General features: G+C 70.0%; 25 protein-coding genes. 6 read left to right on the top strand and 19 right to left on the bottom strand.

Going from position 1 to position 20,849, the window contains the following annotated elements; all coding sequences use genetic code 11:
- The first annotated feature begins 140 nt into the window (after positions 1 to 140).
- Entirely contained in the window at positions 141 to 767 is a 627-nt protein-coding gene (locus tag JYK18_RS05395; protein WP_206801047.1) for a LysE family translocator, read from the top strand.
- Between the two features lie 4 nt (positions 768 to 771).
- Here the strand turns inward: JYK18_RS05395 and JYK18_RS05400 are convergent, their stop codons facing one another.
- Positions 772 to 1,200, bottom strand: a complete 429-nt coding sequence (locus JYK18_RS05400) for a pyridoxamine 5'-phosphate oxidase family protein (RefSeq protein WP_242578970.1) — start codon at positions 1,198 to 1,200, stop codon at positions 772 to 774.
- A 24-nt stretch (positions 1,201 to 1,224) separates the two neighbouring features.
- Positions 1,225 to 2,502: a UDP-N-acetylglucosamine 1-carboxyvinyltransferase gene (gene murA, locus JYK18_RS05405; RefSeq protein ID WP_206801048.1), complete on the bottom strand. Its 1,278-nt coding sequence runs from the start codon at positions 2,500 to 2,502 to the stop codon at positions 1,225 to 1,227.
- Positions 2,503 to 2,584: 82 nt separating this feature from the next.
- On the opposite strand from murA, the gene JYK18_RS05410 reads away from it, so the two are divergent.
- Entirely contained in the window at positions 2,585 to 3,160 is a 576-nt protein-coding gene (locus JYK18_RS05410; RefSeq protein WP_206801049.1) for a cob(I)yrinic acid a,c-diamide adenosyltransferase, read from the top strand.
- A 77-nt stretch (positions 3,161 to 3,237) separates the two neighbouring features.
- Here JYK18_RS05410 and JYK18_RS05415 read toward each other — a convergent pair whose 3' ends face one another.
- From JYK18_RS05415 to JYK18_RS05465, 11 genes are all read right to left on the bottom strand, one after another.
- On the bottom strand, positions 3,238 to 3,669 hold the full coding sequence (locus JYK18_RS05415) for a DUF2550 domain-containing protein (RefSeq protein WP_206801050.1): 432 nt from the start codon (positions 3,667 to 3,669) through the stop codon (positions 3,238 to 3,240).
- A 28-nt stretch (positions 3,670 to 3,697) separates the two neighbouring features.
- Complete coding sequence (locus JYK18_RS05420) at positions 3,698 to 4,063, bottom strand: F0F1 ATP synthase subunit epsilon (protein WP_206801051.1); 366 nt, start codon at positions 4,061 to 4,063, stop codon at positions 3,698 to 3,700.
- Positions 4,064 to 4,192: 129 nt separating this feature from the next.
- Complete coding sequence (atpD, locus tag JYK18_RS05425; RefSeq protein ID WP_206801052.1) at positions 4,193 to 5,620, bottom strand: F0F1 ATP synthase subunit beta; 1,428 nt, start codon at positions 5,618 to 5,620, stop codon at positions 4,193 to 4,195.
- Positions 5,620 to 6,564 (bottom strand): F0F1 ATP synthase subunit gamma, encoded by a 945-nt coding sequence (locus tag JYK18_RS05430; RefSeq protein WP_206801053.1) that lies wholly within the window; start codon positions 6,562 to 6,564, stop codon positions 5,620 to 5,622. The genes atpD and JYK18_RS05430 overlap by 1 nt, the downstream gene beginning before the upstream one ends.
- Before the next feature lie 6 nt (positions 6,565 to 6,570).
- Positions 6,571 to 8,208 carry a F0F1 ATP synthase subunit alpha gene (gene atpA, locus JYK18_RS05435; RefSeq protein WP_206801054.1) on the bottom strand — a complete coding sequence of 546 codons (1,638 nt, stop codon included), beginning with the start codon at positions 8,206 to 8,208 and terminating at the stop codon, positions 6,571 to 6,573.
- A 56-nt stretch (positions 8,209 to 8,264) separates the two neighbouring features.
- Positions 8,265 to 9,083: a F0F1 ATP synthase subunit delta gene (locus tag JYK18_RS05440; RefSeq protein WP_206801055.1), complete on the bottom strand. Its 819-nt coding sequence runs from the start codon at positions 9,081 to 9,083 to the stop codon at positions 8,265 to 8,267.
- Between the two features lie 6 nt (positions 9,084 to 9,089).
- Positions 9,090 to 9,641 (bottom strand): F0F1 ATP synthase subunit B, encoded by a 552-nt coding sequence (locus tag JYK18_RS05445; RefSeq protein ID WP_206801056.1) that lies wholly within the window; start codon positions 9,639 to 9,641, stop codon positions 9,090 to 9,092.
- Positions 9,642 to 9,672: 31 nt separating this feature from the next.
- Complete coding sequence (locus JYK18_RS05450) at positions 9,673 to 9,924, bottom strand: ATP F0F1 synthase subunit C (protein ID WP_113694160.1); 252 nt, start codon at positions 9,922 to 9,924, stop codon at positions 9,673 to 9,675.
- A gap of 67 nt (positions 9,925 to 9,991) precedes the next feature.
- Entirely contained in the window at positions 9,992 to 10,786 is a 795-nt protein-coding gene (atpB, locus tag JYK18_RS05455) for a F0F1 ATP synthase subunit A (protein ID WP_206801057.1), read from the bottom strand.
- 330 nt (positions 10,787 to 11,116) lie between these two features.
- Complete coding sequence (locus JYK18_RS05460) at positions 11,117 to 11,590, bottom strand: hypothetical protein (protein WP_307795786.1); 474 nt, start codon at positions 11,588 to 11,590, stop codon at positions 11,117 to 11,119.
- An 85-nt stretch (positions 11,591 to 11,675) separates the two neighbouring features.
- Positions 11,676 to 12,338 (bottom strand): L,D-transpeptidase family protein, encoded by a 663-nt coding sequence (locus JYK18_RS05465; RefSeq protein WP_206801058.1) that lies wholly within the window; start codon positions 12,336 to 12,338, stop codon positions 11,676 to 11,678.
- Between the two features lie 104 nt (positions 12,339 to 12,442).
- Between JYK18_RS05465 and JYK18_RS05470 the strand changes: the two genes are divergently transcribed.
- On the top strand, positions 12,443 to 13,015 hold the full coding sequence (locus JYK18_RS05470) for an RNA polymerase sigma factor (RefSeq protein WP_206801059.1): 573 nt from the start codon (positions 12,443 to 12,445) through the stop codon (positions 13,013 to 13,015).
- Positions 13,012 to 14,037, top strand: coding sequence for a hypothetical protein (locus JYK18_RS05475; protein ID WP_206801060.1), 1,026 nt, complete (start codon positions 13,012 to 13,014; stop codon positions 14,035 to 14,037). Before JYK18_RS05470 ends, JYK18_RS05475 begins: the two co-directional genes overlap by 4 nt.
- Here the strand turns inward: JYK18_RS05475 and JYK18_RS05480 are convergent.
- The 4 genes from JYK18_RS05480 to JYK18_RS05495 form a co-directional block, all read right to left on the bottom strand.
- Entirely contained in the window at positions 14,034 to 15,185 is a 1,152-nt protein-coding gene (locus JYK18_RS05480; protein WP_153029436.1) for a glycosyltransferase family 4 protein, read from the bottom strand. The two genes, JYK18_RS05475 and JYK18_RS05480, sit on opposite strands and share 4 nt — an antisense overlap.
- A gap of 17 nt (positions 15,186 to 15,202) precedes the next feature.
- A complete protein-coding gene (locus tag JYK18_RS05485) occupies positions 15,203 to 15,850 on the bottom strand; it encodes an L-threonylcarbamoyladenylate synthase (protein ID WP_206801061.1) in 648 nt (215 codons plus the stop codon).
- 67 nt (positions 15,851 to 15,917) lie between these two features.
- Entirely contained in the window at positions 15,918 to 16,781 is an 864-nt protein-coding gene (prmC, locus tag JYK18_RS05490) for a peptide chain release factor N(5)-glutamine methyltransferase (protein ID WP_206801062.1), read from the bottom strand.
- Between the two features lie 13 nt (positions 16,782 to 16,794).
- Positions 16,795 to 17,139, bottom strand: a complete 345-nt coding sequence (locus JYK18_RS05495) for a MerR family transcriptional regulator (protein ID WP_206801063.1) — start codon at positions 17,137 to 17,139, stop codon at positions 16,795 to 16,797.
- 58 nt (positions 17,140 to 17,197) lie between these two features.
- On the opposite strand from JYK18_RS05495, the gene JYK18_RS05500 reads away from it, so the two are divergent.
- Positions 17,198 to 17,971 carry an alpha/beta fold hydrolase gene (locus JYK18_RS05500; protein ID WP_206801064.1) on the top strand — a complete coding sequence of 258 codons (774 nt, stop codon included), beginning with the start codon at positions 17,198 to 17,200 and terminating at the stop codon, positions 17,969 to 17,971.
- A 3-nt stretch (positions 17,972 to 17,974) separates the two neighbouring features.
- Positions 17,975 to 18,760, top strand: coding sequence for a TIGR03619 family F420-dependent LLM class oxidoreductase (locus tag JYK18_RS05505; RefSeq protein WP_206801065.1), 786 nt, complete (start codon positions 17,975 to 17,977; stop codon positions 18,758 to 18,760).
- On the opposite strand, the gene JYK18_RS05510 is transcribed toward JYK18_RS05505, so the two are convergent.
- Both JYK18_RS05510 and prfA read right to left on the bottom strand, forming a co-directional pair.
- Positions 18,757 to 19,650 carry a hypothetical protein gene (locus tag JYK18_RS05510; RefSeq protein WP_206801066.1) on the bottom strand — a complete coding sequence of 298 codons (894 nt, stop codon included), beginning with the start codon at positions 19,648 to 19,650 and terminating at the stop codon, positions 18,757 to 18,759. The two genes, JYK18_RS05505 and JYK18_RS05510, sit on opposite strands and share 4 nt — an antisense overlap.
- Before the next feature lie 53 nt (positions 19,651 to 19,703).
- A complete protein-coding gene (prfA, locus tag JYK18_RS05515; RefSeq protein ID WP_206801067.1) occupies positions 19,704 to 20,771 on the bottom strand; it encodes a peptide chain release factor 1 in 1,068 nt (355 codons plus the stop codon).
- Positions 20,772 to 20,849: the final 78 nt, after the last annotated feature.

Consider the following 20,849-nt stretch of genomic DNA (forward strand, 5'->3'; position numbering starts at 1 on the left):
GCTGGGGCGTTTACCGGAGTGTACTCGCCGGTAACATAACTCGTGGAGTGGAACCGGACACGTGACACGATCCAGTGGCGTAGGACTGTGAGCGAAATCCGGCAGCGGCGCCCCCGGTTCACCCGTTAGCCTGCGTGATCGTGACGTGGAGTGTGTACGGCAGCTATCTGGCCGTGGTGGTGGCCGTGGTGCTGGCCCCCGGACCGGACACCATGGTGGTGCTGAAGAACTCGCTGGCCGGCGGGTTCCGCGGTGGCCTGGTGGCCAGCTCCGGCATCCTGGTCGGCAACCTGGTGCAGGGCACCGCCGCCGCGCTGGGCCTCGGCGCGGTGATCGCGCATTCGCAGCCGCTGTTCCTCACGCTCAAGTGGCTCGGCGTCGCCTACCTCTGCTACCTGGGCTTCCAGGCGCTGCGCGGGGCGTGGAAGGGCGACTACCAGTCGCTGGAGGACGGCGAGCAGAGCAGGGCCCGCGGCTTCCGCCGGTTCCGCGAGGGCTTCCTGTCCAACATCACCAACCCGAAGGTGCTGATCCTCTACCTGTCGGTGCTGCCGCAGTTCCTCGACCCGGCGGTGACCACCACGCTGGACGCGCTGCTGCTCGCCTACACCGTCGGCGTGCTGGGCTTCGCCTGGCTGCTGGTGCTGCTGTTCTTCGTGCACCGGGTGCGGGTGTGGCTGCGGCGCCGCCGGGTCCGCCGCACGCTGGACGCGGTCACCGGCGGCGCGCTGGTCGGCTTCGGCGCCCTGCTGGCCGCCGAAGCCTGAGCCACTAGGACTTGCGGTAGTCGGTGCTGAGCCAGCGCACCGGGCGCATCCGGATCAGCACCGAACCCTCGGCCTGGAAGTTCTGCTCGAAGAACTTCTCGCCCTCTTCCTGGCCCAGGTAGCGGACGGCGATCGCGCGGACCTCCTCCGCCGGGGCGGGCTCCTCGAAGGCGACGACCTGGCCCTCGGCGGTGACGTACCGGTACGGCCACTCCTCCACCTGCGCGGTGATGGCGAACCGCCCGGCGGCCTTGATCAGCTTGCTCTTGACCGAATCGGGGCTGGTCCAGAGCAGCACCTCACCGCCGGGCCGGTAGTCGTACCAGATCGGCACGGCCAGCGGCGCGCGATCCGGCCGCTCGATCGCCACCACCCCGACGTGCACCTCGGCGAGGAAGGCCTCGCGCTCCTCGGCGGTCATCGTGAACGACATCGGAACCCCCTGGGTCCTCGCGGGTTACTTGGCCCGGTCGGGGTCACCCGCGACGCGCTCGATGCGAGCCCCCAGCCGGTTCAGATTCTCCACGAAATGCGGGTAACCGCGGTCGATGTGGAAGACGTCCCAGACCTCGGTGACCCCATCGGCGCACAGCCCGGCCAGCACCAGCCCCGCGCCCGCGCGGATGTCGGAGGCCCAGACCGGCGCGCTGGAGAGCTGCTCGACCCCGCGGACGACCGCGTGGTGGCCGTCGGTGCGCGCGTCCGCGGACAGGCGCACCATCTCCTCGATGAACCGGAACCGCGCCTCGTAGACGTTCTCGGTGATCATCGAAGTGCCCTCGGAGACCGCCGACAGCGCCACCGCGAACGGCTGCAGGTCGGTGGCGAAGCCCGGGTAGGGCAGGGTCACCCAGTCCACCGCGGTCGGCCGCTCGGCCTGCACGATCCGGAAACCCTTGTCGTCGAAGGTGGTGATCTCGGCGCCGGCCAGCCGGAACTTGTCCAGCACCAGCTCCAGGTGGTGCGGGTTGACCCCGCGCACGGTCAGGTCACCGCGGGTCATCGCGGCGGCGAAGGCCCAGGTCGCGCCCACGATCCGGTCGCCGATCACCTGGTGGCGGGTGGGGTGCAGCTGGTCCACCCCGTGCACGGTCAGCGTGGAGGTGCCCGCGCCCTCGATCTTGGCGCCCATCTCGGTGAGCATCTGGCAGATGTCGACCAGCTCCGGCTCGCGCGCGGCGTTGTCGATCACCGTGGTGCCCTCGGCCAGCACGGCCGCCATCAGGATGTTCTCGGTGGCGCCGACGCTCGGGAAGTCCAGCCAGATCTGCGCGCCGTGCAGGCCCTCGGCCTCGGCGACCACGCAGCCGTGCTCGATGGTGCTGGTGGCGCCCAGTTTGCGCAGGCCGTTCTGGTGCATGTCCAGCGGCCGCTGGCCGATCGCGTCACCGCCGGGCAGCGCCACCACGGCCTTGCGCAGCCTGCCGACCAGCGGGCCGAGCACGCAGACCGAGGCACGCAGCTTGCCCATCGCGGGCGAGTCGGCGCGGTGCGACAGCTCGGCGGGGGTGGTGATGCGCACGGTGCCGCCGTCCAGCTCCACCTCGCAGCCGACGCTGCGCAGCACGTCCGCCATCAGCGGGACGTCCAGGATCTGCGGGCAGTTGGTGATGGTGGTGGTGCCCTCGGCCAGCAGGGCCGCCGCCATCAGCTTCAGGACGCTGTTCTTCGCCCCCACCACGTCGACCTCACCGACCAGCCGGGCGCCGCCATGGACGTCGAAGTGCTCGCTCATGGGCGCCAATAATGCCTGGCGCACAAGGAGCACCGGTGGACGGGTCGGTCCTTTTCCCGGGCGAGCGGCTAGCCTCGGCGGTATGCCTGTACGGATCAACCGCGTCTACACCAAGGTCGGCGACAACGGCACGACCGCGCTCGGCGACGGCTCCCGCGTGCCGAAGACCTCCGCGCGCCTCGGCGCCTACGCCGACGTCGACGAGACGAACTCGGTGCTCGGGCTGGCCATCGCCGTCGGCGGACTGCCGGACGAGCTCGCCGACGTGCTGAGGTCGGTGCAGAACGACCTGTTCGACGTGGGCGCGGACCTGTGCGCGCCGGTGGTGGAGAACCCGCCGTACCCGCCGCTGCGCATCACCGAGGCGTACGTGGAGCGGCTGGAGGGGTGGTGCGACTCGTTCAACGAACGGGTGCCGAAGCTGACCTCGTTCATCCTGCCCGGCGGGACCCCGGGCGCGGCCTTCCTGCACCAGGCGCGCACCGTGGCGCGGCGGGCGGAGCGCTCGGGCTGGGCGTTGATCGAAGCCGAGCCGGACACCACGAACGCGGTGGCGGTGAAGTACCTGAACCGGCTGTCGGACCTGCTGTTCATCCTGGCCCGCCTGGCCAACCCGGACGGCGACATCCTCTGGACCCCGGGCGGCGACCGCGCCTGACCGCGGCCCAATGCTATGAGTGGGGCATTACTTGCGTTGAATGCAAGTAATGCCCCACTCATAGCATTGATCGGGGGTCAGCCCCAGTGGACCCGGCGGCCCGGTGGGGCGGATTCGAGCCAGGAAAGGAAGCCGGTGAGGGCGCCGGGGCCCATGGCGATCTCGATCGGGTTGCCGCCGCCCGACTCGCAGCGGAGCACCTTCGACCCGGCCGGTACGGCGTACGACTCGTACCCCTCCGGCTCCCGCCGGTCCGCGATCTCCAGGTTCTCCCGCCGGTACACCCGGTCCGGCTTCAGCCGGAGGCTCCAGACCCGGTACCAGACGAACTCCTCGCCCTCGTACCGGCCGATCCCCAGGTGCCAGCCCTCCCGGCTGTCGTCCGGCCGCCAGCGCAGCGCGACGCTCACGCCGCCACCACGCCGCATCCGGACCCAGCGCAGCGCGTACCAGACCGCGACCAGCAGCAGGGCCAGCGGAAGCCACAAGACGATCAAACTGACGTCCATGGCCGGCTCCCGCTCGTCGCCCGCTCGCTCAGGCCGTCTGCCCGGCCGCCCGCAGCCTCGCCGCGGCCCTCGCCCGCTCGGCCTCGTCCTCGGCCTGGAGCGCGGACCTGGCCTCGGCCACGTCGATCTCGTCGGCCAGCTCGGCGGACTCGGCCAGAATGATCACCGCGGTCGCCGTCACGGACAGGAACCCGCCGTGCACCGCGGCCACGAACGTCTCGCCGTCGGTGGTGTTCACCTTGACCACGCCGCCCTCGACCAGCTGGCCGAGCACCGGCTCGTGACCCGGCATGATGCCGATCTCACCCTCGGTGGTCTGGGCGACCACGAAGGTGGCCTGGCCCGACCAGAGGCGCCGCTCGACCGCGACAAGCTCAACGGACATCTCAGCCACGTGGCTCTCCTTCACATCGGGCGCGCTTGTACATGAGTGTAATAGCAGGCTCGCCGCGCGCCGGGCCCACTAGCGGACGGCGGGGCCGGAGTCCACAGAGGACACCCAGCCCCGCCACCGGTGGAACGACTACTTCTTGGTGATCTCGCGGTACTTCTTCTCGAGGTCCTCGAGCCCGCCGATACCCAGGAACGCCTGCTCCGGGTAGGTGTCGAAGTCACCCTTGGCGATCTTGTCGAACGCCTCGATGGTCTCGGCCAGCGGCACGGTGGAGCCCGGCTGCCCGGTGAACTGCTCGGCGACGAGCATGTTCTGCGACAGGAAGCGCTCGATGCGACGCGCCCGGTTCACCGTGAGCTTGTCCTCCTCGGACAGCTCGTCCATACCGAGGATCGCGATGATGTCCTGCAGCTCCTTGTACTTCTGCAGGATCGCGATGACCTCGGAGGCCACCCGGTAGTGGTCCTCGCCGACGATCGCCGGGTCGAGGATGGTGGAGGTCGACGCCAGCGGGTCCACCGCCGGGAAGATGCCCTTCTGGAACACCGACCGGGAAAGCTCGGTGGTGGCGTCCAGGTGGGCGAAGGTGGTCGCCGGGGCCGGGTCGGTGTAGTCGTCCGCCGGCACGTAGATCGCCTGCATCGAGGTGATCGAGCGGCCACGGGTCGAGGTGATCCGCTCCTGCAGCTCACCCATCTCGTCGGCCAGCGTCGGCTGGTAACCCACCGCCGAGGGCATGCGGCCCAGCAGGGTCGACACCTCGGAACCGGCCTGGGTGAACCGGAAGATGTTGTCGATGAACAGCAGCACGTCCTGGTTCTGCACATCGCGGAAGTACTCCGCCATGGTCAGCGCGGACAGGGCGACCCGCATGCGGGTGCCCGGCGGCTCGTCCATCTGGCCGAACACGAGCGCGGTGTCGTTGATGACGCCGTCCTCGCTCATCTCCAGGAACAGGTCGTTGCCCTCACGGGTGCGCTCGCCGACGCCGGCGAACACCGAGGTACCACCGAAGTTCCGGGCCACACGGGTGATCATCTCCTTGATCAGCACCGTCTTGCCGACGCCGGCACCGCCGAAGAGGCCGATCTTGCCACCCTGCACGTACGGGGTGAGCAGGTCGACCACCTTGAGGCCGGTCTCCAGCATCTCGGTCTTGCCCTCGAGCTGGTCGAACGCCGGCGGCTTGCGGTGGATGCCCCACCGCTCCAGGTCGGCGCCGTAGCCCGGCTCGTCGAGGCACTCGCCCAGCGCGTTGTAGACGTGGCCCTTGACCTTGTCGCCCACCGGCACGCTGATCGGGCCACCGGTGTCGGTCACCTCGGCACCGCGCACCAGGCCGTCCTGCGGCTGGAGCGAAATGGTGCGCACGAGGTTGTCACCGAGGTGGCTGGCGACCTCGAGGGTCACCGTCTTGCGCAGCTGCTCGAACTCGATGTCGACGGTCAGCGCGTTGAACTGGTCGGGTACGGAGCCACGCGGGAACTCGACGTCGACGACCGGTCCGGTCACCGAGACGATCCTGCCCTTGGCGGCTGCGGATTCAGTCGTAGTCATCAATCATCACTTCCCACTCCGGCGAGCGCGTCAGCGCCCCCGACGATTTCGCTGATCTCCTGGGTGATCTGCGCCTGGCGCGCCTGGTTCGCTTCCCGGGTGAGCGAGTTGACCAGTTCGTTCGCGTTGTCCGATGCCGACTTCATCGCGGTCCGCTTCGCGGCCAGCTCCGAGGCCGCCGATTCCAGCAACGCCGCGTAGATCCGCGTGTTGATGTACTTCGGCAGCAGCGCGGCCAGCAGCTTCTCCGCGCTGGGCTCGAACTCGTAGGAGGGCTGCAGGCCGCTGGGGGCCTCCTGCCCTTCCTCGGTGTACTCGACCTCGAGCGGGGCGACCCGCTTGGCGACCGGCTTCTGGGTCAGCATCGAGTGGAACTCGGTGTAGACCACGTGGATCTCGTCCACGCCGAGCACCCCGTCGGGGCCCGGGCCGTCGCCCTCGTTGTCCGCCCCGGCCAGGAACGCCTCGACCAGGGTCTCGGCGGCCGGCTTGGCGTTCTCGAAGCCGGGCTGCTGGGAGAACCCGGTCCAGCTGTCGACGACCTCGCGGTCGCGGAAGCGGAAGTAGTTCAGCCCCTTGGCACCGATCACGTAGACCTGCGGGGTCTTGCCCTCCGAGCGCAGCAGCGACAGCAGCTCCTCGGCGGCACGCAGCACGTTGGCGTTGTACCCACCGCAGAGGCCCTTGTCACTGGTCACGATCAGCACGGCCGCCCGGCGCGGGTTCTCCCGCTCGACCAGCATCGGATGGTCGAGGTTGGCCGCCCCGCCCGCCAGCGCGGAGAGCACGTTCGTGATCTCCTCCGCGTACGGACGGGAAGCGGCCACCCTGGCCTGCGCCTTGGTGATGCGCGAGGTGGCGATGAGCTCCATCGCCTTGGTGATCTTCCCGATCGACTTGGTCGCGCGGATGCGCGACCGCAGTTCGCGTAGCTGTGCGGCCATGGCGCTCTACTTCTTCGGGGCGGGCTTGTTGACCTTCACGGTCTCCTGCCCGACCTGGTCGGCGTCCATCGCCTCGGCCTCGACCTCGGCCAGGCTGTGCCCCTCCGAAGTGGTGAAGCCCTTCTTGAACTCGGCAACCGCCTCGGCGAGCTCCTTGGCGTCCTCGTCCTCGAACTTCTTGGTCTCGCGGATGCGGCCGAGCACCTCGCCCTTGCGGCGCAGCGACTCGATGAACTCGTTGTTGAACCGGCGCACGTCCTCGGTGGGCACCGAGTCGTAGTGGCCCTTGGTGCCCAGGTGCACGATCGCCACCTGCTCCTCGGCCGGGATCGGCGAGTACTGCGGCTGCTTGAGCAGCTCGTACAGCTTCTCACCGCGGTCCAGCTGGGCCTTCGACGCCGCGTCCAGGTCGGAGGCGAAGGCGGCGAACGCCTTCAGCTCCTGGTACTGCGACAGGTCGATGCGGAGCGAACCGGAGACCGAGCGCATCGCCCTGATCTGCGCCGAACCACCGACCCGGGACACCGAGATGGTCACGTCCACCGCGGGCCGCTGGCCCGAGTTGAACAGGTCCGACTGGAAGAAGCACTGGCCGTCGGTGATCGAGATGACGTTCGTCGGGATGTAGGCCGACACGTCGTTGGCCTTGGTCTCGATGATCGGCAGCCCGGTCAGCGAGCCGGCGCCCAGCTCGTCGGAGAGCTTCGCGCACCGCTCGAGCAGCCGCGAGTGCAAGTAGAAGACGTCGCCGGGGAAGGCTTCGCGGCCCGGCGGGCGGCGCAGCAGCAGCGACAGCGCGCGGTAGGCGTCGGCCTGCTTCGACAGGTCGTCGAACACGATGAGGACGTGCTTGCCCTCGTACATCCAGTGCTGGCCGATCGCGGAACCGGTGTACGGCGCGATCCACTTGAAGCCGGCGGAGTCCGAGGCCGGGGCGGCGACGATGGTGGTGTACTCCATCGCGCCCGCGTCCTCGAGGGACTTCTTCACCGAGGCGATGGTGGAGCCCTTCTGGCCGACCGCGACGTAGATGCAGCGCACCTGCTGCTTCGGGTCGCCGGTCTCCCAGTTGGCCTTCTGGTTGATGATCGTGTCCACGCAGACCGCGGTCTTGCCGGTCTTGCGGTCACCGATGATCAGCTGGCGCTGACCGCGGCCGATCGGGGTCATCGCGTCGATCGCGGTGATGCCGGTCTGCAGCGGCTCCTTCACCGGCTGGCGCTCGACCACCGAAGCGGCCTTGACCTCCAGCGGGCGGCGCTCGGTGGTCTCGATGTCGCCGAGGCCGTCGATCGGCTTGCCCAGCGGGTCGACCACGCGGCCGAGGTAGCCCTCGCCCACCGGGACCGACAGCACCTGGCCGGTCCGCTTGACCTGCTGGCCCTCTTCGACCGTCTCCGAGTCACCCAGGATGGCGACACCGATCGACCGGGCGTCCAGGTTCAGCGCCACGCCGAGCACCCCGCCGGGGAACTCGAGCAGCTCGTTCGCCATGGTCGAGGGCAGGCCCTCGACGTGGGCGATACCGTCACCAGCGTCTACGACGACGCCGACCTCTTCCCGGCTTACGTCCGGGGCGTAACTCGAGACGTAGTTCTCGATCGCGTGGGCGATCTCACCCGAGGAGATCGTCAGCTCCGCCATGTCCGTTCCCGCTCTCGCTTCGTTCTTGCCAGTGTGCAAAGTAGTTGTGCCAGGCGCTAGGCCAGGCTGCGCCGCAGCGCGTCCAGCCTGCCCGCGGCCGTGCCGTCGATGACCTCGTCGCCGACCTTGACCTTGAGGCCGCCGATCAGGGACGCGTCCACCTCGACGTGCAAGGCGATCGGCCGGGCGTAGATCCGCTGCAGCTTCTCGGCCAGCTGGCCCTGCTGCTCGGCGGTCAGCTCGCTCGCGCTGGTCACGTACGCCACCGAGCGTTCCCGCCGCTCGGCGGCCAGCGCCACCAGCTGGTCCAGCCCGAAGCTCACGCTCCGGCCCTTGTTGCGCAGCACGACCTGCTCGGTGAGCAGCTGGACCACCGGGTCCACCTGGTCCGCGAACAGCGTGCGGATCAGGGTTCGCTTGGCCTCGGCGGGCGCGGTCTGCTCGGACAGCGCGCGCTCGAGCTCCGGCTCACCGGCCACGATCCGGGCGATCCGGAACAGCTGGTCCTCGACCGAGTCGATGTTCCCGGCCTTCTCCGCGCTGGTCAGCAGCGCGGACCGGCCGAGCGACTCGAGCCCGTCGGTCAGCTCACGCGGGGAGGACCAGCGGTTGCCTGCCACCGCGTCGAGCACCGACAGGGTCGGGGCGCTGACCTTGTTCTCCAGCAGTCCCCGGACCAGTCCCGTGCGCGCCTCCGGCGCGGCGGAACCGTCGGCGACCGCCCGGCGCAGGCCGAGCTCCCGGTCGAGCAGTGCCACCACGGCGAGCAGCTCCTCGCCGACAGCTGACGGGTCGGTGCCCGCCTCACCGAGGACCTCGCCGAGACGGGTCTCGGCGAGGCCAAGAGCCTCCCGGCTCGCAGCATGCAGCGTCATGCGTCTCTACTTCCTGGCTCCGGCCACACCGTTGGCATCGAGTTCGGCGAGGAACCTGTCGACCGTCCCGCGGCGGCGCGCTTCTTCTTCCAGCGACTCACCGACGATCCGGCTGGCCAGCTCGACCGCGTTGCGACCGAGTTCGGACCGCAGTTCGGCGATGATCTGCGCCTTCTGCGCCTGCAGCTGGGACTCGCCCTGCTGCACGATCCGGCGCTGCTCGGCCTCGGCTTCGGCCCGCAGCTCCGCCTTGATCTGCTCGGCCTCGAGCCGGGCGTCGTCGCGGATCTTCGCGGCCTCGGACCGGGCTTCGGCCAGCTGCGCCTTGTACTGCTCGAGCGCCTCTTCGGCTTCGGCCTGGGCCTTCTCCGCCTTCTCGATCCCGCCCTCGATCTTCGCCGTCCGCTCTTCGTAGAGCTTCTCGAAGCGGGGCACCGCGTACTTGCGGAGCAGGAAGAGCAGGATCAGGAACGCGATGAGGCCGAGGATGATCTCCGACGGGTGCGGGATGATCGGGTTCGGCTCTGCCGCGGCCAACACCATCTGAGTGTTCAGCACAGCGTCTCCTTACTTCTCGAAGGAGGCGAGATCAGGACGCCAGGAAGAACATGACGATGCCGATCAGCGCGAGGACCTCGACGATGGCGAAGGTGGTCCACGCGAGGCCGAGCAGCTTGCCCTGGGCCTCGGGCTGACGGGCGGTGCCGTTGATGACGGCGGAGAAGATCAGACCCACACCGATACCGGGGCCGATGGCGCCCAGGCCGTAACCGATGGCCGCGAGGCCCGGGTTGATGTCGACGGCGGCTTCGGCGGCCTGAGCGAGAACCATGTTGCTCACTTGCGTATTCCCTTTCACTCGGTCCGCAGGTGCGCGGATCGGGGGCTTGTGTGTTTCTTCTTTTTTCTCAGTGGTCGGCGGACAGGGCCGCGCCGATGTAGTTGGCCGACAGCAGGGCGAAGATGTACGCCTGCAGGACCTGGATCAGGGCTTCCAGGAAGGTCATGGCGATGGCCATGCCGAACCCGAAGACCGAGAACACCGGGAAGATCCCACCGCCCGCTTCGAGCAGCAGGTACTCGCCACCGAGAGTGAAGACCAGCAGCAGCAGGTGGCCCGAGAACATGGCCGCGAAAACACGGAGGGCGAGCGTGGCCGGCTGCAGGATGAACTTCGAGAAGAACTCGATCGGGATCAGCAGCGGCAGCACGAAGCCGGGGGCCCCGGGCGGGATCAGCTGGTTCTTCATGTACCCGGCGAACCCGTGGCGCTTGATGCCCACGTAGTTGTAGATCGGGTAGACGATGAGAACCGAGATCGCCAGCGGGAAGCCGAAGTGCGACATCGTCGGGAACTGCACCACCGGGATGATCCCGAAGATGTTGTTCACCAGGATGAAGGTGAAGATCGACAGGATCAGCGGCACGAACGGCTGGAAGTCCTTGGACCCGATCTGCTCACGGGCGATGTTGTTCCGGCCGAAGTCGTAGACCGACTCGGCGATGAACTGCGCCTTGCCCGGAACGATCTTCAGCTTCCTGGAGGAGATCATGAAGAACGCCGCGATGATGATCACCGAGAGGATGACCAGCAGCATCGGCTTGGTGAGAAAAGTGCCCTCGCCGAAGATCGGGCCGAGGTCGAAGTCCTTCGCACCCGGGGCGACGAACTCGCCACCCTCGGCTAGTACCAGCGCGCCCAACTGGGCTCCTTCCGGTTCTCCCGGCCGGCGTTCACTCCGCCGGGGGAATCGTCACGATCTGGACTTAACGTACCCGACACGGATCGGGCACCCGGAGGCGGATACCACTGTGGGTAGACCAGGGCCTTACTTCCCGGGATCGGCCAGCCGGACGCGGTGGGCAGAGGGCGATCCGACTGGTTCGCCTCTTCGCGTTCCGGGGCTTTGACCCGGGAGAACGGCCTGAGCGCCGCCTCCATGCGCGGACGATACCAGTCGGTAAAACCGTGCCGTACGCCCGTACTCCTTAGTGCTCGCCCCGGTGCTGATCAGGGCGTTCCCAGCTGGTGGTCAGGCCGGGATGATCGTCGGGATCTTGGTGCGGCGGAACGCGCGCATCTCGGCCACCGCGGCGATCAGGATGACCGCGATCATGGTGATGCCGACCGACAGTTCGTGCAGATAGGTGACGTAGCGCAGCGCGAACATCACCCCGAAGAGGACGAACAGCTTCACCGCGTAACCACCGAGCGCGACCACCAGCACGAAGCTCGGCGGCAGGTACGCGGTCTTGCGCATCATCAGGATGGTGCCGACCGCCGACAGCAGCGCGATCACCCCGCCGACCAGCGCGCTGACCAGGCCGGGGAGCCCCTGCCAGATGGCCGCGGCGACCACCGCGACGGCGACCACCGCACCCCCCGCGACCAGCATGTCCCGCTGCATCGCCGAGGCCAGCTTGAGCACGGCTTCGGCGTGCGGATCGGGCTTCTCGGCCACGGGCTCGGCCGCGGTCTCCGGCTCGGTCGTTTCGGCGTCGCTCACCCCCGCAGTGTAGGACCGCCCGGAATCGGCCCGGCGCGAGTGGTCCGGAATCGAGCAATTCACCCGCAATTCACCGGGTAGGCGCTCAATGGACCGACACCACCGTTCCCGGCTTCAACTGCGCGAAGATTTCGTCGACCGTCGGATCGGTCAGGCGGATGCAGCCATTGCTCGCCGGGTGGGTCTCCACCGGTTCACCGCCGTGCAGCGCGATTCCGGTGTCCGTGATGTACGAGGGCCGGTACATCGGCCCGAGTTTCGCGTACCGCCACCCGTCGATCTGGTACCGCACGCGGAAATCCCCGGTCGGTGTGTGCTTACCGGGTTCGTCGCGGCCGGTGGACGCGTCGTAGATCCGCACTACGCGACCGCCTTCGACCCGGAACAGCACCTGCCGGGCCAGATCCACCTCGAACCCGGGGCCGCTCGTCCGCGCCACCGGAGTGAGCGGCGCGCGCAGGGCGCGGTCGGTGGCCCGGTCGACCACCCCGGTGCGCGGCAACCCGTGCACCTTCTGGAAGGCAATCACCGCGTGCCGGGTCTCGTCGTCGACCTCGTCCCGGGCCTGGTAGCCGAGGCCCCGCAGGACGTGCCGCGCCTCGGCCAGCGCCATCACCGGGGGTTCGAGCACCACGGGCGCCGGTGGTGGCGGCGGTGGCGGTGTGGTCGGCACGGGTTCGGCGGACACCGCCGCGCATCCGGCGACGATCACCGCCAGCAACGGCAGGCACCACCGAGCGTCGCGCATACTCTTCCTTCCGGTCTTTCCCCGTACTTGGCGCGAAGCGGCCCCGGCGCAACGTGTTGCGCTCGGCGGGGTTCGTGCCAAGTACCGGGAAAGGAGGCGGACGCTTGCCCGAACCACCCGAGGCGGACGACACCGATCTCGTGCACCGCATCGCCACCGAACCGGCCGCGCTGGAGGAGCTGTACCGGCGTCACGTGCGGGCGGTGCTCGGGTACGCCACGCGCCGGATCGGCGATCCGGTCGAGGCGGCCGACGTGGTCGCCGGGGTGTTCCTGGAAGTGGTGCGCTCGGCCCGGCGGTACGAGCCGGGCCGCGGTTCACCGCGGGCCTGGATCTTCGGCATCGCGGCCAACCTGGTGGCCGCGCACGGGCGGCGCCGGGTGATTGAAACCCGTGCGCTGCAACGGGTCTACGGGCGACGCGACCTGCTGCCCGACGACTTCGCGGAACTGGCGGACCGCATCGACGCCCAGCGCTCCGCCCCACTGCTGCGCACCGCGCTGGCCGAGCTGGCGCCCGCGGAGCGCGAGTTGTTCCTCCTGGTCAGCATGGACGGGCTGAGCCCGGCCGAGGCGGCGGCGGTGCTCGGCATCGCGGCCCCGGCGGCGCGGATGCGGCTGGCACGGGCCCGGCGGCGACTCCGGGGCGCGATGCCCCAGATCGGAAGTGCACCGTGAACGACTACGCGGACGAACTGACCGGCTTCGAGCAGCGCCTGCTGGACGGCCTGCGCGAGGTGCGCACCGAACCACCTCGACAGCCCCGGCGGAACTGGCGCCCGGTCGCGGTCCTCGCGGCGACCGCGGCCGCCGTGGTGGGCGCGGTGGTGGCCGTGCCGTCGGTGTTCGACCGGCCCGAACCACCCGCTCCCCCGCTCGCGCAACCCGTGGCGCCCAAGCCGTTCAGCTACGTCAAGGCCGTGCAGGGCACCGAATACGTGACCATGGAGGGCGGCGGCGAGGTGAAGAGCGACATCCGCGGCTCCAGTGAGCTGTGGGTGGGCAACGAGCCGGCCGGGCTGCGGCCCATGCGCGCGGTGCTCGAGCCGTACCAGCAGGTCTCGTGCACTTCCTCGGTCTCGGACGCGCTCTGCGCGGACTGGCTGGGCAGGCACGCCGAGCTGGCGGTGGACCGCGAACCGGTCGACCGTTCGCTGCCGGAGGTCCGCTACCCGCCGCAGCTCGGGGACACCGCCATGCCGAGCCGGATCCGGTCGCTGGTGCCCGACGAGCTGGTGGTCGATCCCGTGCTGCCGTCGGACCCGGTCGCGCTGGGAGCGCGGGTCGACGAGCTCGCGCAGAGCTGGTACCAGCGCTACCAGAAGGACGCGCTGGGCTCCCTGCGTGACCACCTCGAATGGGAACTGCTGGTGGAGATCGCGGGGAAACCCGCGCTCAGCCCGGAAACGCGGTCGGCGGCCTTCAAGCTGGCGACGGCGTCGCCGCTGAGCCGCGTGGGTTCCGGGGTGGACCGCCTTGGCCGCGTGGGCACGAGGCTGAGCGTCGGCGACGGCACCCGGCCGGACGGCGCCGGCGGCACCGAGGTGATCTTCGACCCGGCCACCTCGACGGTGCTCAGCATCGAGGAACTCAGGCCGGTGCCGCCGGACACCAAACGCCCGCCGACCCCGCTCGTGGTCAGCGACTACACGCTGTTCGAGACCAGCACGACGGTCTCGTCGACGACCGAACGCCCCTAGACGCGCTGCCGCGACCGCAGGCGCGGGATCGCCGAGACCAGGATGGCCAGCAGCAGGCCCGCGCCGACGAGCCAGAACACCGCGGCCGTGTCGAACAGGGTCACCGAGACCACGCCGAAGGCGAGCACGCCCGCCCACAGGTAGATGAGCATGACCGCGCGGCGCTGCGAGTGGCCGATCTCCAGCAGCCGGTGGTGCAGGTGCATCTTGTCCGCGGCGAACGGGCTCTCGCCGCGGCGGGTGCGGCGCACCACCGCGAGCAGCAGGTCCAGCAGCGGCACGAACAGCACCGCGGCCACCACCAGCAGCGGCGCCAGCAGCGCCAGCGTGTCGGTCGGGTCCACCTGCGAGTACGGGATCTTGCCCGAGGCCGAGGTGCTCGCGGCGGCCAGCATCAGCCCGATCAGCATCGAGCCGGAGTCGCCCATGAAGATCTTCGCGGGCTGGAAGTTGTGCGGCAGGAAGCCGAGGCAGGCCCCGGCCAGCGCGGCGGCGATCAGCGCGGGCGGGTAGCTGCCGACGTCGCCGCCGGTGTCGTGCAGCACGCCGAGGGAGAAGGCGCAGGTGGCCGCGGCGGCGATGAAGCCGAGCCCGGCGGCCAGGCCGTCCAGTCCGTCCACGAAGTTCATCGCGTTGATCATCAGCACGACCAGGAAGACGGCGAGCAGGCCGCCCTGGTTCTTGTCCAGCACCAGCACCGAGCCGAGGCCGTCGCCCTCGCCCCACGGCACCCAGAACGAGACCCACTGCAGGCCGAACAGCACCAGCAGCCCGGCGCACATCACCTGGCCGGCCAGCTTGGTCCAGGCGTCCAGCTCGATCCGGTCGTCCAGCGCGCCGATCAGCACGATCAGGCCGCCGCCGATCAGCACGCCGACCGGGTCCAGCGAGTACTCGAAGGCCCGCCGCAGCACCGGCAGCTGGTGCGCCAGTGCCATGCCGCCGACCACGCCGAAGTACATCGCCAGCCCGCCCATCCGCGGGATCGGGATGACGTGCACGTCGCGGGCGCGGGGGTTGGCCACCGCGCCGATCTTGATCGCGAACCGGCGCACCAGGCCGGTCAGGAGGAAGGTCAGCGCCGCCGCGGTGAGCCCGACGAGCAGGTACTCGCGGATCGGCAGGCCTTGGGTGATCGTGGGGGGCACGGGGAGTTCTCTCAGGTTCAGGAAGTCGACACGGGGACGCCGAGCACTTCGGACACCGCGTCCACGCGCACCGCGCCCTCGCGCAGCACCACCGGTTCGTCCCCGGTGAGGTCGACGATGGTCGAGGGCACCGGGTCGCCGCTGGGGCCGCCGTCGAGGTAGACCGCCACCGAGTCGCCGAGCTGGTCCTTGGCTTCTTCGGCGGTGGCGGCGGGCGGGCGGCCGGAGACGTTGGCGCTGGAGACCGCCATCGGCCCGACCTCGCGCAGCAGTTCCAGTGCCACCGGGTGCAGCGGCATGCGGAGCATGACCGTGCCGCGGGTGGTGCCGAGATCCCACTGCAGGCTTGGTGCGTGCGGGAGCACAATGGACAAATCGCCCGGCCAGAACGCCTCGATCAGCGCCCTTCCCTGCGGGGGCACGCCGAGCACCAGACCGTCCACTGTGGACCAGGACCCGACCAGCACGCCGACCGGCATGTCCGGGCCGCGGTTCTTCGCGCGCAGCAGGGACTGGACCGCGGCGCCGTCGAAGGCGTCCGCGCCGATGCCGTACACCGTGTCGGTCGGCAGCACCACCAGCCTGCTGGAGCGGACCGCTCCGGCGGCCGCGGTCAGCCCGTCGGCACGGGAATCGGGTTGGCTGCAGTCGTACACCGCGCTCATGCCCCGCAGCCTACTGCGCCCGCTCAGTCACCGAACGGCGCCCAGCGCCCCGGTGCGCTGTCACGACCTAGCCGCGGCGGGCGGTGGTGAAGCGGGGGCGGCCGGCGAGATCGGGGTGGCAGCGGACGTCGGTGAGCACTCGGCGCCCGGCGATCAGTTCGGGCACCACCGAGCCGTGCGTGTCGTCGTGTTCGATGGCCAGGCCGCCGGTCGGCTTCAGCAGGCGGGCACCGGCGGCGACGGCGTACCGGATCACCTCGAGCCCGCCCTCCTGGGCGAAAACCGCCTGCGGCGGGTCGAAGTCGGCCACCTCGGGCGGCACCTCGGTGCTCGGCGGCACGTACGGCGGGTTGCACAGCACCAGGTCGACCAGGCCGTCCAGCTCGGCGAACATGCTCCCGTCGGCGATGTCCCCCGAGTACAGCCGGATCGCGGTGTCGCCGGCGGCGGCCCTGGCCTCGGCGTTGTGCCGCGCCCAAGCCAGCGCCTGCGGGTCGACGTCCACGGCGTAGACCACCGCGTCCGGCCGCTCGTGCGCGACGGCCAGCGCCAGCGCACCGGAGCCGGTGCACAGGTCGACCACCACCGGGTACTGCCTGCCCTCGATCACCGACAGGCCCCATTCGAGCAGCAGCTCGGTCTCCGGGCGCGGCACGAACACCCCGGCCCCGACGTCCACGGTGATCCGGCCCATCGGCGCCCAGCCGGTCAGGTGCTGCAGCGGCACCCGCTTGGCCCGCTGGTTCACCAGCTGCCCGATGGCCTCGACCACCGGCGGGTCGACCAGCGGCACCAGCGGCAGGCGCGAGCGCTCCACGCCGAGCACGTGCGCCGCGATCAGTTCGGCGTCGGTGCGCGGGGAGGCGACCCCGGCGCGTTCGAGGATCCTTACCGCTTCGATGATCGCCAGCCGGAGGGGTTGCCGCTTCACGCTTCCCAGCCTGTCACACCACGGGCAGATAACCGGCGAGCGCACCGCGGTTCCGCCGCAGTGTGTCGATCCGCTCATCCAATTCGGCGAGTTCCGCGCGCAGGGTGCGCACCAGGTTCGGGCAGAGGTCGAGCCGGCCGAGGTCCTCGATCGCGCACGGCAGCACCTGCGCGATCACCTCGGTGGACAGGCCGAGGTCGAGCAGCTTCCGGATGTGGCGCACGGTGGTCACCGAATCCTCGGCGTACCGGCGGTACCCGTTCGTGCCGCGGCTCGCGGTGAGCAGGCCCTGCGCCTCGTAGTAGCGCAGCATCCGCTGGCTGACCCCGGTCCGGGCCGACAGTTCACCGATCAGCATGAGATCCACCCCACGTGAGCTTGACCCTGACATCGATGTGAGTGCTTAACGTCGCCGCATGGCTGAACATTTCGCGCACGTCGTCCGCGGCTCCGGCCCCGGCCTCCTGCTCGCGCACGGCGGTGGCGGCAGCATCGAAGGCAACTACGGCATGCTCATCGACGAACTGGCCCGCACACACACCGTGATCGGCCCCGACTACCCCGGTTCGGGCGACACCCCGCGCAGCCAGACCCCGCTCGACCTGGACGTCGTCGCCGACGCGGTGGTCGGCACCGCGGTCGCGGCCGGGGTCGAGCGGTTCACCGTGCTCGGCTACTCGCTCGGCACCGCGGTCGCCGTGCGGGCGGCCACGCGGCACCCAGATCGGGTCACCGGGCTGATCCTGACCTCCGGCTTCAGCCACCCCAGCAACAAGCTGCGGCTGGCCGCCGACGTGTGGCGCGCGCTGCTGGACGCCGGCGACCGCCGCCTGCTGGCGAAGTACCTGATGGTGATGGGCAGCGGCGAGCGGGCGCTGAACGCGCTCAGCCCGGCCGAACTGGACGCCGCGCTCGACGGCCTCGCCGCCTTCGTGCCCGACGGCACGCCGGAGCACGTCGACCTGGTGTCCTCCGTGGACACCCGCGCCGAGCTGGCCGGGATTTCCGTGCCCACGCTGGTGATCGCCACGCTCGCGGACGGACTGGTCTCGCCCGCGTTGTCGGCCGAACTGGCCGCCGGGATCCCGGGCGCGCAGTTCGCCGAAATCGACGCGGGCCATAACATTGGCGCCGAAGCGCGAGAACAATGGTTGGAAATGATCCAGAAGTTCCTCTCCGAGATTGGCTGAGCCATGGACCTGCAAGTAGTGCTGCCGAACGAGTCACCGGAAATGGATCCGGGCCGTCCGGCCGAGATCGCGGTCAAGGCCGAGGAACTCGGTTACCACACCGCCTGGCTGCCCGACCACGTGCTGCCGCCGGAGGAGTACGGCAGTTTCTACGGCGGTGTGTTCGAACCGCTGATCACGCTGTCCGGGATCGCCGCGCGGACCAGTCGCCTCCGGATCGGCACGTCGGTGCTGGTGCTGCCGCTGCGGGACCCGTTCTCGCTGGCCAAGCAGGTCGCCACGCTGGACCGCCTCTCCGGCGAACGGCTCACCCTCGGGCTCGGCGTCGGCTGGGACCGGAAGGAGTTCGAGAACGTCGGCTCGGATTTCACCACGCGCGGGGCGCGGACCGATGAGGCCATCGACCTGATGCGTGCGTTGTTTTCCGGCGCGCGTTCTTTCGAGGGCAGGTTTTACGGTTTCGACGGTGGCGTGTTCGAGCCGCGACCGCGCGGAAATGTGCGCCTGATGGTCGGCGGAATCAGCGACGCGGCGTTGCGCCGGGTGGCCAGGGTGGCCGATGAATGGCAGAGCATCGAGGCCGATCCGGAGAAGTTCGCCGAGCAGGTCCGGCGGCTCCGTTCGTTCACCGACCGCCCGCTCCGCGTCGGCACCCGGATCTCCTGGGACGGCGCGGACTCAACCGCCGCCAGGGTCAAGGCCCTGGGTGAGGCGGGCGCCGAGTTCGTCGCCGTCTGGTTCGGTGAGGACGCGGGCTACGAAGACCGCATGGCCGCCTTGATCGGTTAGCAGGAGCCTTCGGTGGCTAGGGGCGTCGACGGGTCGAAGTGCTCGGGCGGGCGCTGCCCGTCCGGGCCGGTGCCGTACTTCGGCTCGCTGTAGCTCGGCGCGAGCAGGCCCTGCTCCGCGGGGCCGCAGGCGATCGCGTAGACCTGCCCCTGACCGGACGGGGCGTCGAGGCCGAGGTCCTTCGCGTACCACTTGCCGGCGTCGTCGCGGTAGACGAAGTCCAGGTCCCACCTGGTGCTCGCGACCACGTCGAGCGGGACGGTGGCCTTGCCGGGGTCGTCGATGTCGAAGGCGTAGGCGAACACCAGGTTCGTCTTGATCAGCAGTTCGCCCTCGCGCGCGCCCGGCTCGGCCCGGACGGTGCCCTTGACCTTCGGCCCGGCGGGCAACAGCCGGAACCCCGGCGCGAGCTTGGTCGCGTAGAGATCCGGCCAGGCCCCGGGCTTCGTCAGCTCGGTGCGCAGGGTGTCACGGGCGCTGGGCGCGAGCGGGGCGAGCACCGGCTCGATGTCGCCACCGGTCAGCACCGAGCGGTTCAACCGGCTCGCGACCAGGTACTCCTTCACCTTCCCCAGCGCCGTGCCCACCTGCTTCGCCGAGAAACCACCCGTGGCGACGGGCTCCGGCAGCACGATCGCGGCCTCGCCCTCGGCCCAGTCCTGCGCCGGCGTGTCCAGGAACGGCTGGTTCTTGTCCAGCGACCACATGACCTGCTGGAGATCGGCGTCCGCGCCAGCGGCCCGCGGTTCCCTGGCGGCGCGGGCGAAGTAGATGCCCACCCCCGCGGCGCCCAGCACCACCACCACGAGCACGATCAGCCACGCCCGGTTCCGCCGCTTCGGCACGCCGTTTTCCGGCAGGATCGTCCGGCCGTACTGATCCGTCTGCATTTGTTCCCCCTGTGGCGAGTTCGAACTCTTGATCGGCCGACAAGGGGGAATCGTTAGCCGGAGTGCGCGGCCAACCGCTCGTCGCGGTCGGCGGAGCGCAGTGCGTCGAGCACACCGTCGAGTTCGCCGTCGAGCACCTGGTCGAGGTTGTAGGCCTTGTAGTTGACCCGGTGGTCGGAGATCCGGTTCTCCGGGAAGTTGTACGTGCGCACCCGCTCCGAGCGGTCCACCGTGCGCACCTGCGACCGGCGCGCGTCCGAGGCCTTGGCCGCGGCCTCCTCCTCGGCGATGGCCTGCAACCGCGCCTGCAGCACCTGCAGCGCGCGGGCCCGGTTCTGGATCTGCGACTTCTCGTTCTGGCAGGACACCACGATGCCGGTCGGCAGGTGGGTGATGCGCACCGCCGAGTCCGTGGTGTTCACGCTCTGCCCACCGGGACCGGACGAGCGGAACACGTCGATCCGCAGGTCGTTCGGGTCGATCTCGACCTCGACCTCCTCCGGCTCCGGGTAGATCAGCACGCCGGCCGCGGAGGTGTGGATCCGGCCCTGCGACTCGGTGGCCGGCACGCGCTGCACGCGGTGCACCCCGCCCTCGAACTTCAGCCGCGCCCACACGCCGTCCGCGTCGGTGCCCTTGCTCTTGATGGACACCGTGGCGTCCTTGAAGCCGCCGAGGTCCGAATCCACCGAGTCGAGCACTTCGGCCTTCCAGCCGTGGCGCTCGGCGTAGCGCAGGTACATGCGCAGCAGGTCGCCCGCGAACAACGCGGACTCCTCGCCGCCCTCCCCCGACTTGATCTCCATGACCACGTCGGAGCCGTCGTACGGGTCACGCGGCAGCAGCAGCTCGGTCAGCCGCGCCTCCAGCACCGGGATGCGCTCGGCCAGTTCCTCGGCCTCGGCCGCGAAGGCCGGGTCCTCGGCCAGCTCACGGGCGGCCTCGAGGTCCTCCCTGGCGCTCTCCAGTTCACCGATCGCCCGGATCACCGGGGTCAGCTCGGCGTAGCGGCGGCCGAGCTTGCGCGCCCGGCCCTGGTCGGCGTGCACCGACGGGTCCGCGAGCTGCTTCTCCAGCTCGGCGTACTCGTCGAGCAGACCGCGCAACGAAGTCGAATCCACGCCTGTTGTCCCTCTTCCGGAGTACCTGCGTACCGCATGAAAACGGCGCCCACCCGCTGAGCGAGTGGGCGCCGTCGG

The sequence above is a fragment of the Amycolatopsis sp. 195334CR genome (genome assembly GCF_017309385.1).
GTDB lineage: Bacteria > Actinomycetota > Actinomycetes > Mycobacteriales > Pseudonocardiaceae > Amycolatopsis.

Bases quoted from the DNA above. Each gene is read 5' to 3' on its own strand.
- JYK18_RS05485 (WP_206801061.1), bottom strand. From the start codon at position 15,850: ATGAGCGCGGTGTACGACTGCAGCCAACCCGATTCCCGTGCCGACGGG.
- JYK18_RS05465 (WP_206801058.1), bottom strand. From the start codon at position 12,338: ATGCGCGACGCTCGGTGGTGCCTGCCGTTGCTGGCGGTGATCGTCGCC.
- JYK18_RS05410 (WP_206801049.1), top strand. From the start codon at position 2,585: ATGCCTGTACGGATCAACCGCGTCTACACCAAGGTCGGCGACAACGGC.
- atpD (WP_206801052.1), bottom strand. From the start codon at position 5,620: ATGACTACGACTGAATCCGCAGCCGCCAAGGGCAGGATCGTCTCGGTG.
- JYK18_RS05510 (WP_206801066.1), bottom strand. From the start codon at position 19,650: ATGCAGACGGATCAGTACGGCCGGACGATCCTGCCGGAAAACGGCGTG.
- JYK18_RS05440 (WP_206801055.1), bottom strand. From the start codon at position 9,083: ATGACGCTGCATGCTGCGAGCCGGGAGGCTCTTGGCCTCGCCGAGACC.
- JYK18_RS05495 (WP_206801063.1), bottom strand. From the start codon at position 17,139: ATGCTGATCGGTGAACTGTCGGCCCGGACCGGGGTCAGCCAGCGGATG.
- JYK18_RS05505 (WP_206801065.1), top strand. From the start codon at position 17,975: ATGGACCTGCAAGTAGTGCTGCCGAACGAGTCACCGGAAATGGATCCG.
- atpA (WP_206801054.1), bottom strand. From the start codon at position 8,208: ATGGCGGAGCTGACGATCTCCTCGGGTGAGATCGCCCACGCGATCGAG.
- JYK18_RS05400 (WP_242578970.1), bottom strand. From the start codon at position 1,200: ATGTCGTTCACGATGACCGCCGAGGAGCGCGAGGCCTTCCTCGCCGAG.
- JYK18_RS05430 (WP_206801053.1), bottom strand. From the start codon at position 6,564: ATGGCCGCACAGCTACGCGAACTGCGGTCGCGCATCCGCGCGACCAAG.
- JYK18_RS05415 (WP_206801050.1), bottom strand. From the start codon at position 3,669: ATGGACGTCAGTTTGATCGTCTTGTGGCTTCCGCTGGCCCTGCTGCTG.
- JYK18_RS05500 (WP_206801064.1), top strand. From the start codon at position 17,198: ATGGCTGAACATTTCGCGCACGTCGTCCGCGGCTCCGGCCCCGGCCTC.
- murA (WP_206801048.1), bottom strand. From the start codon at position 2,502: ATGAGCGAGCACTTCGACGTCCATGGCGGCGCCCGGCTGGTCGGTGAG.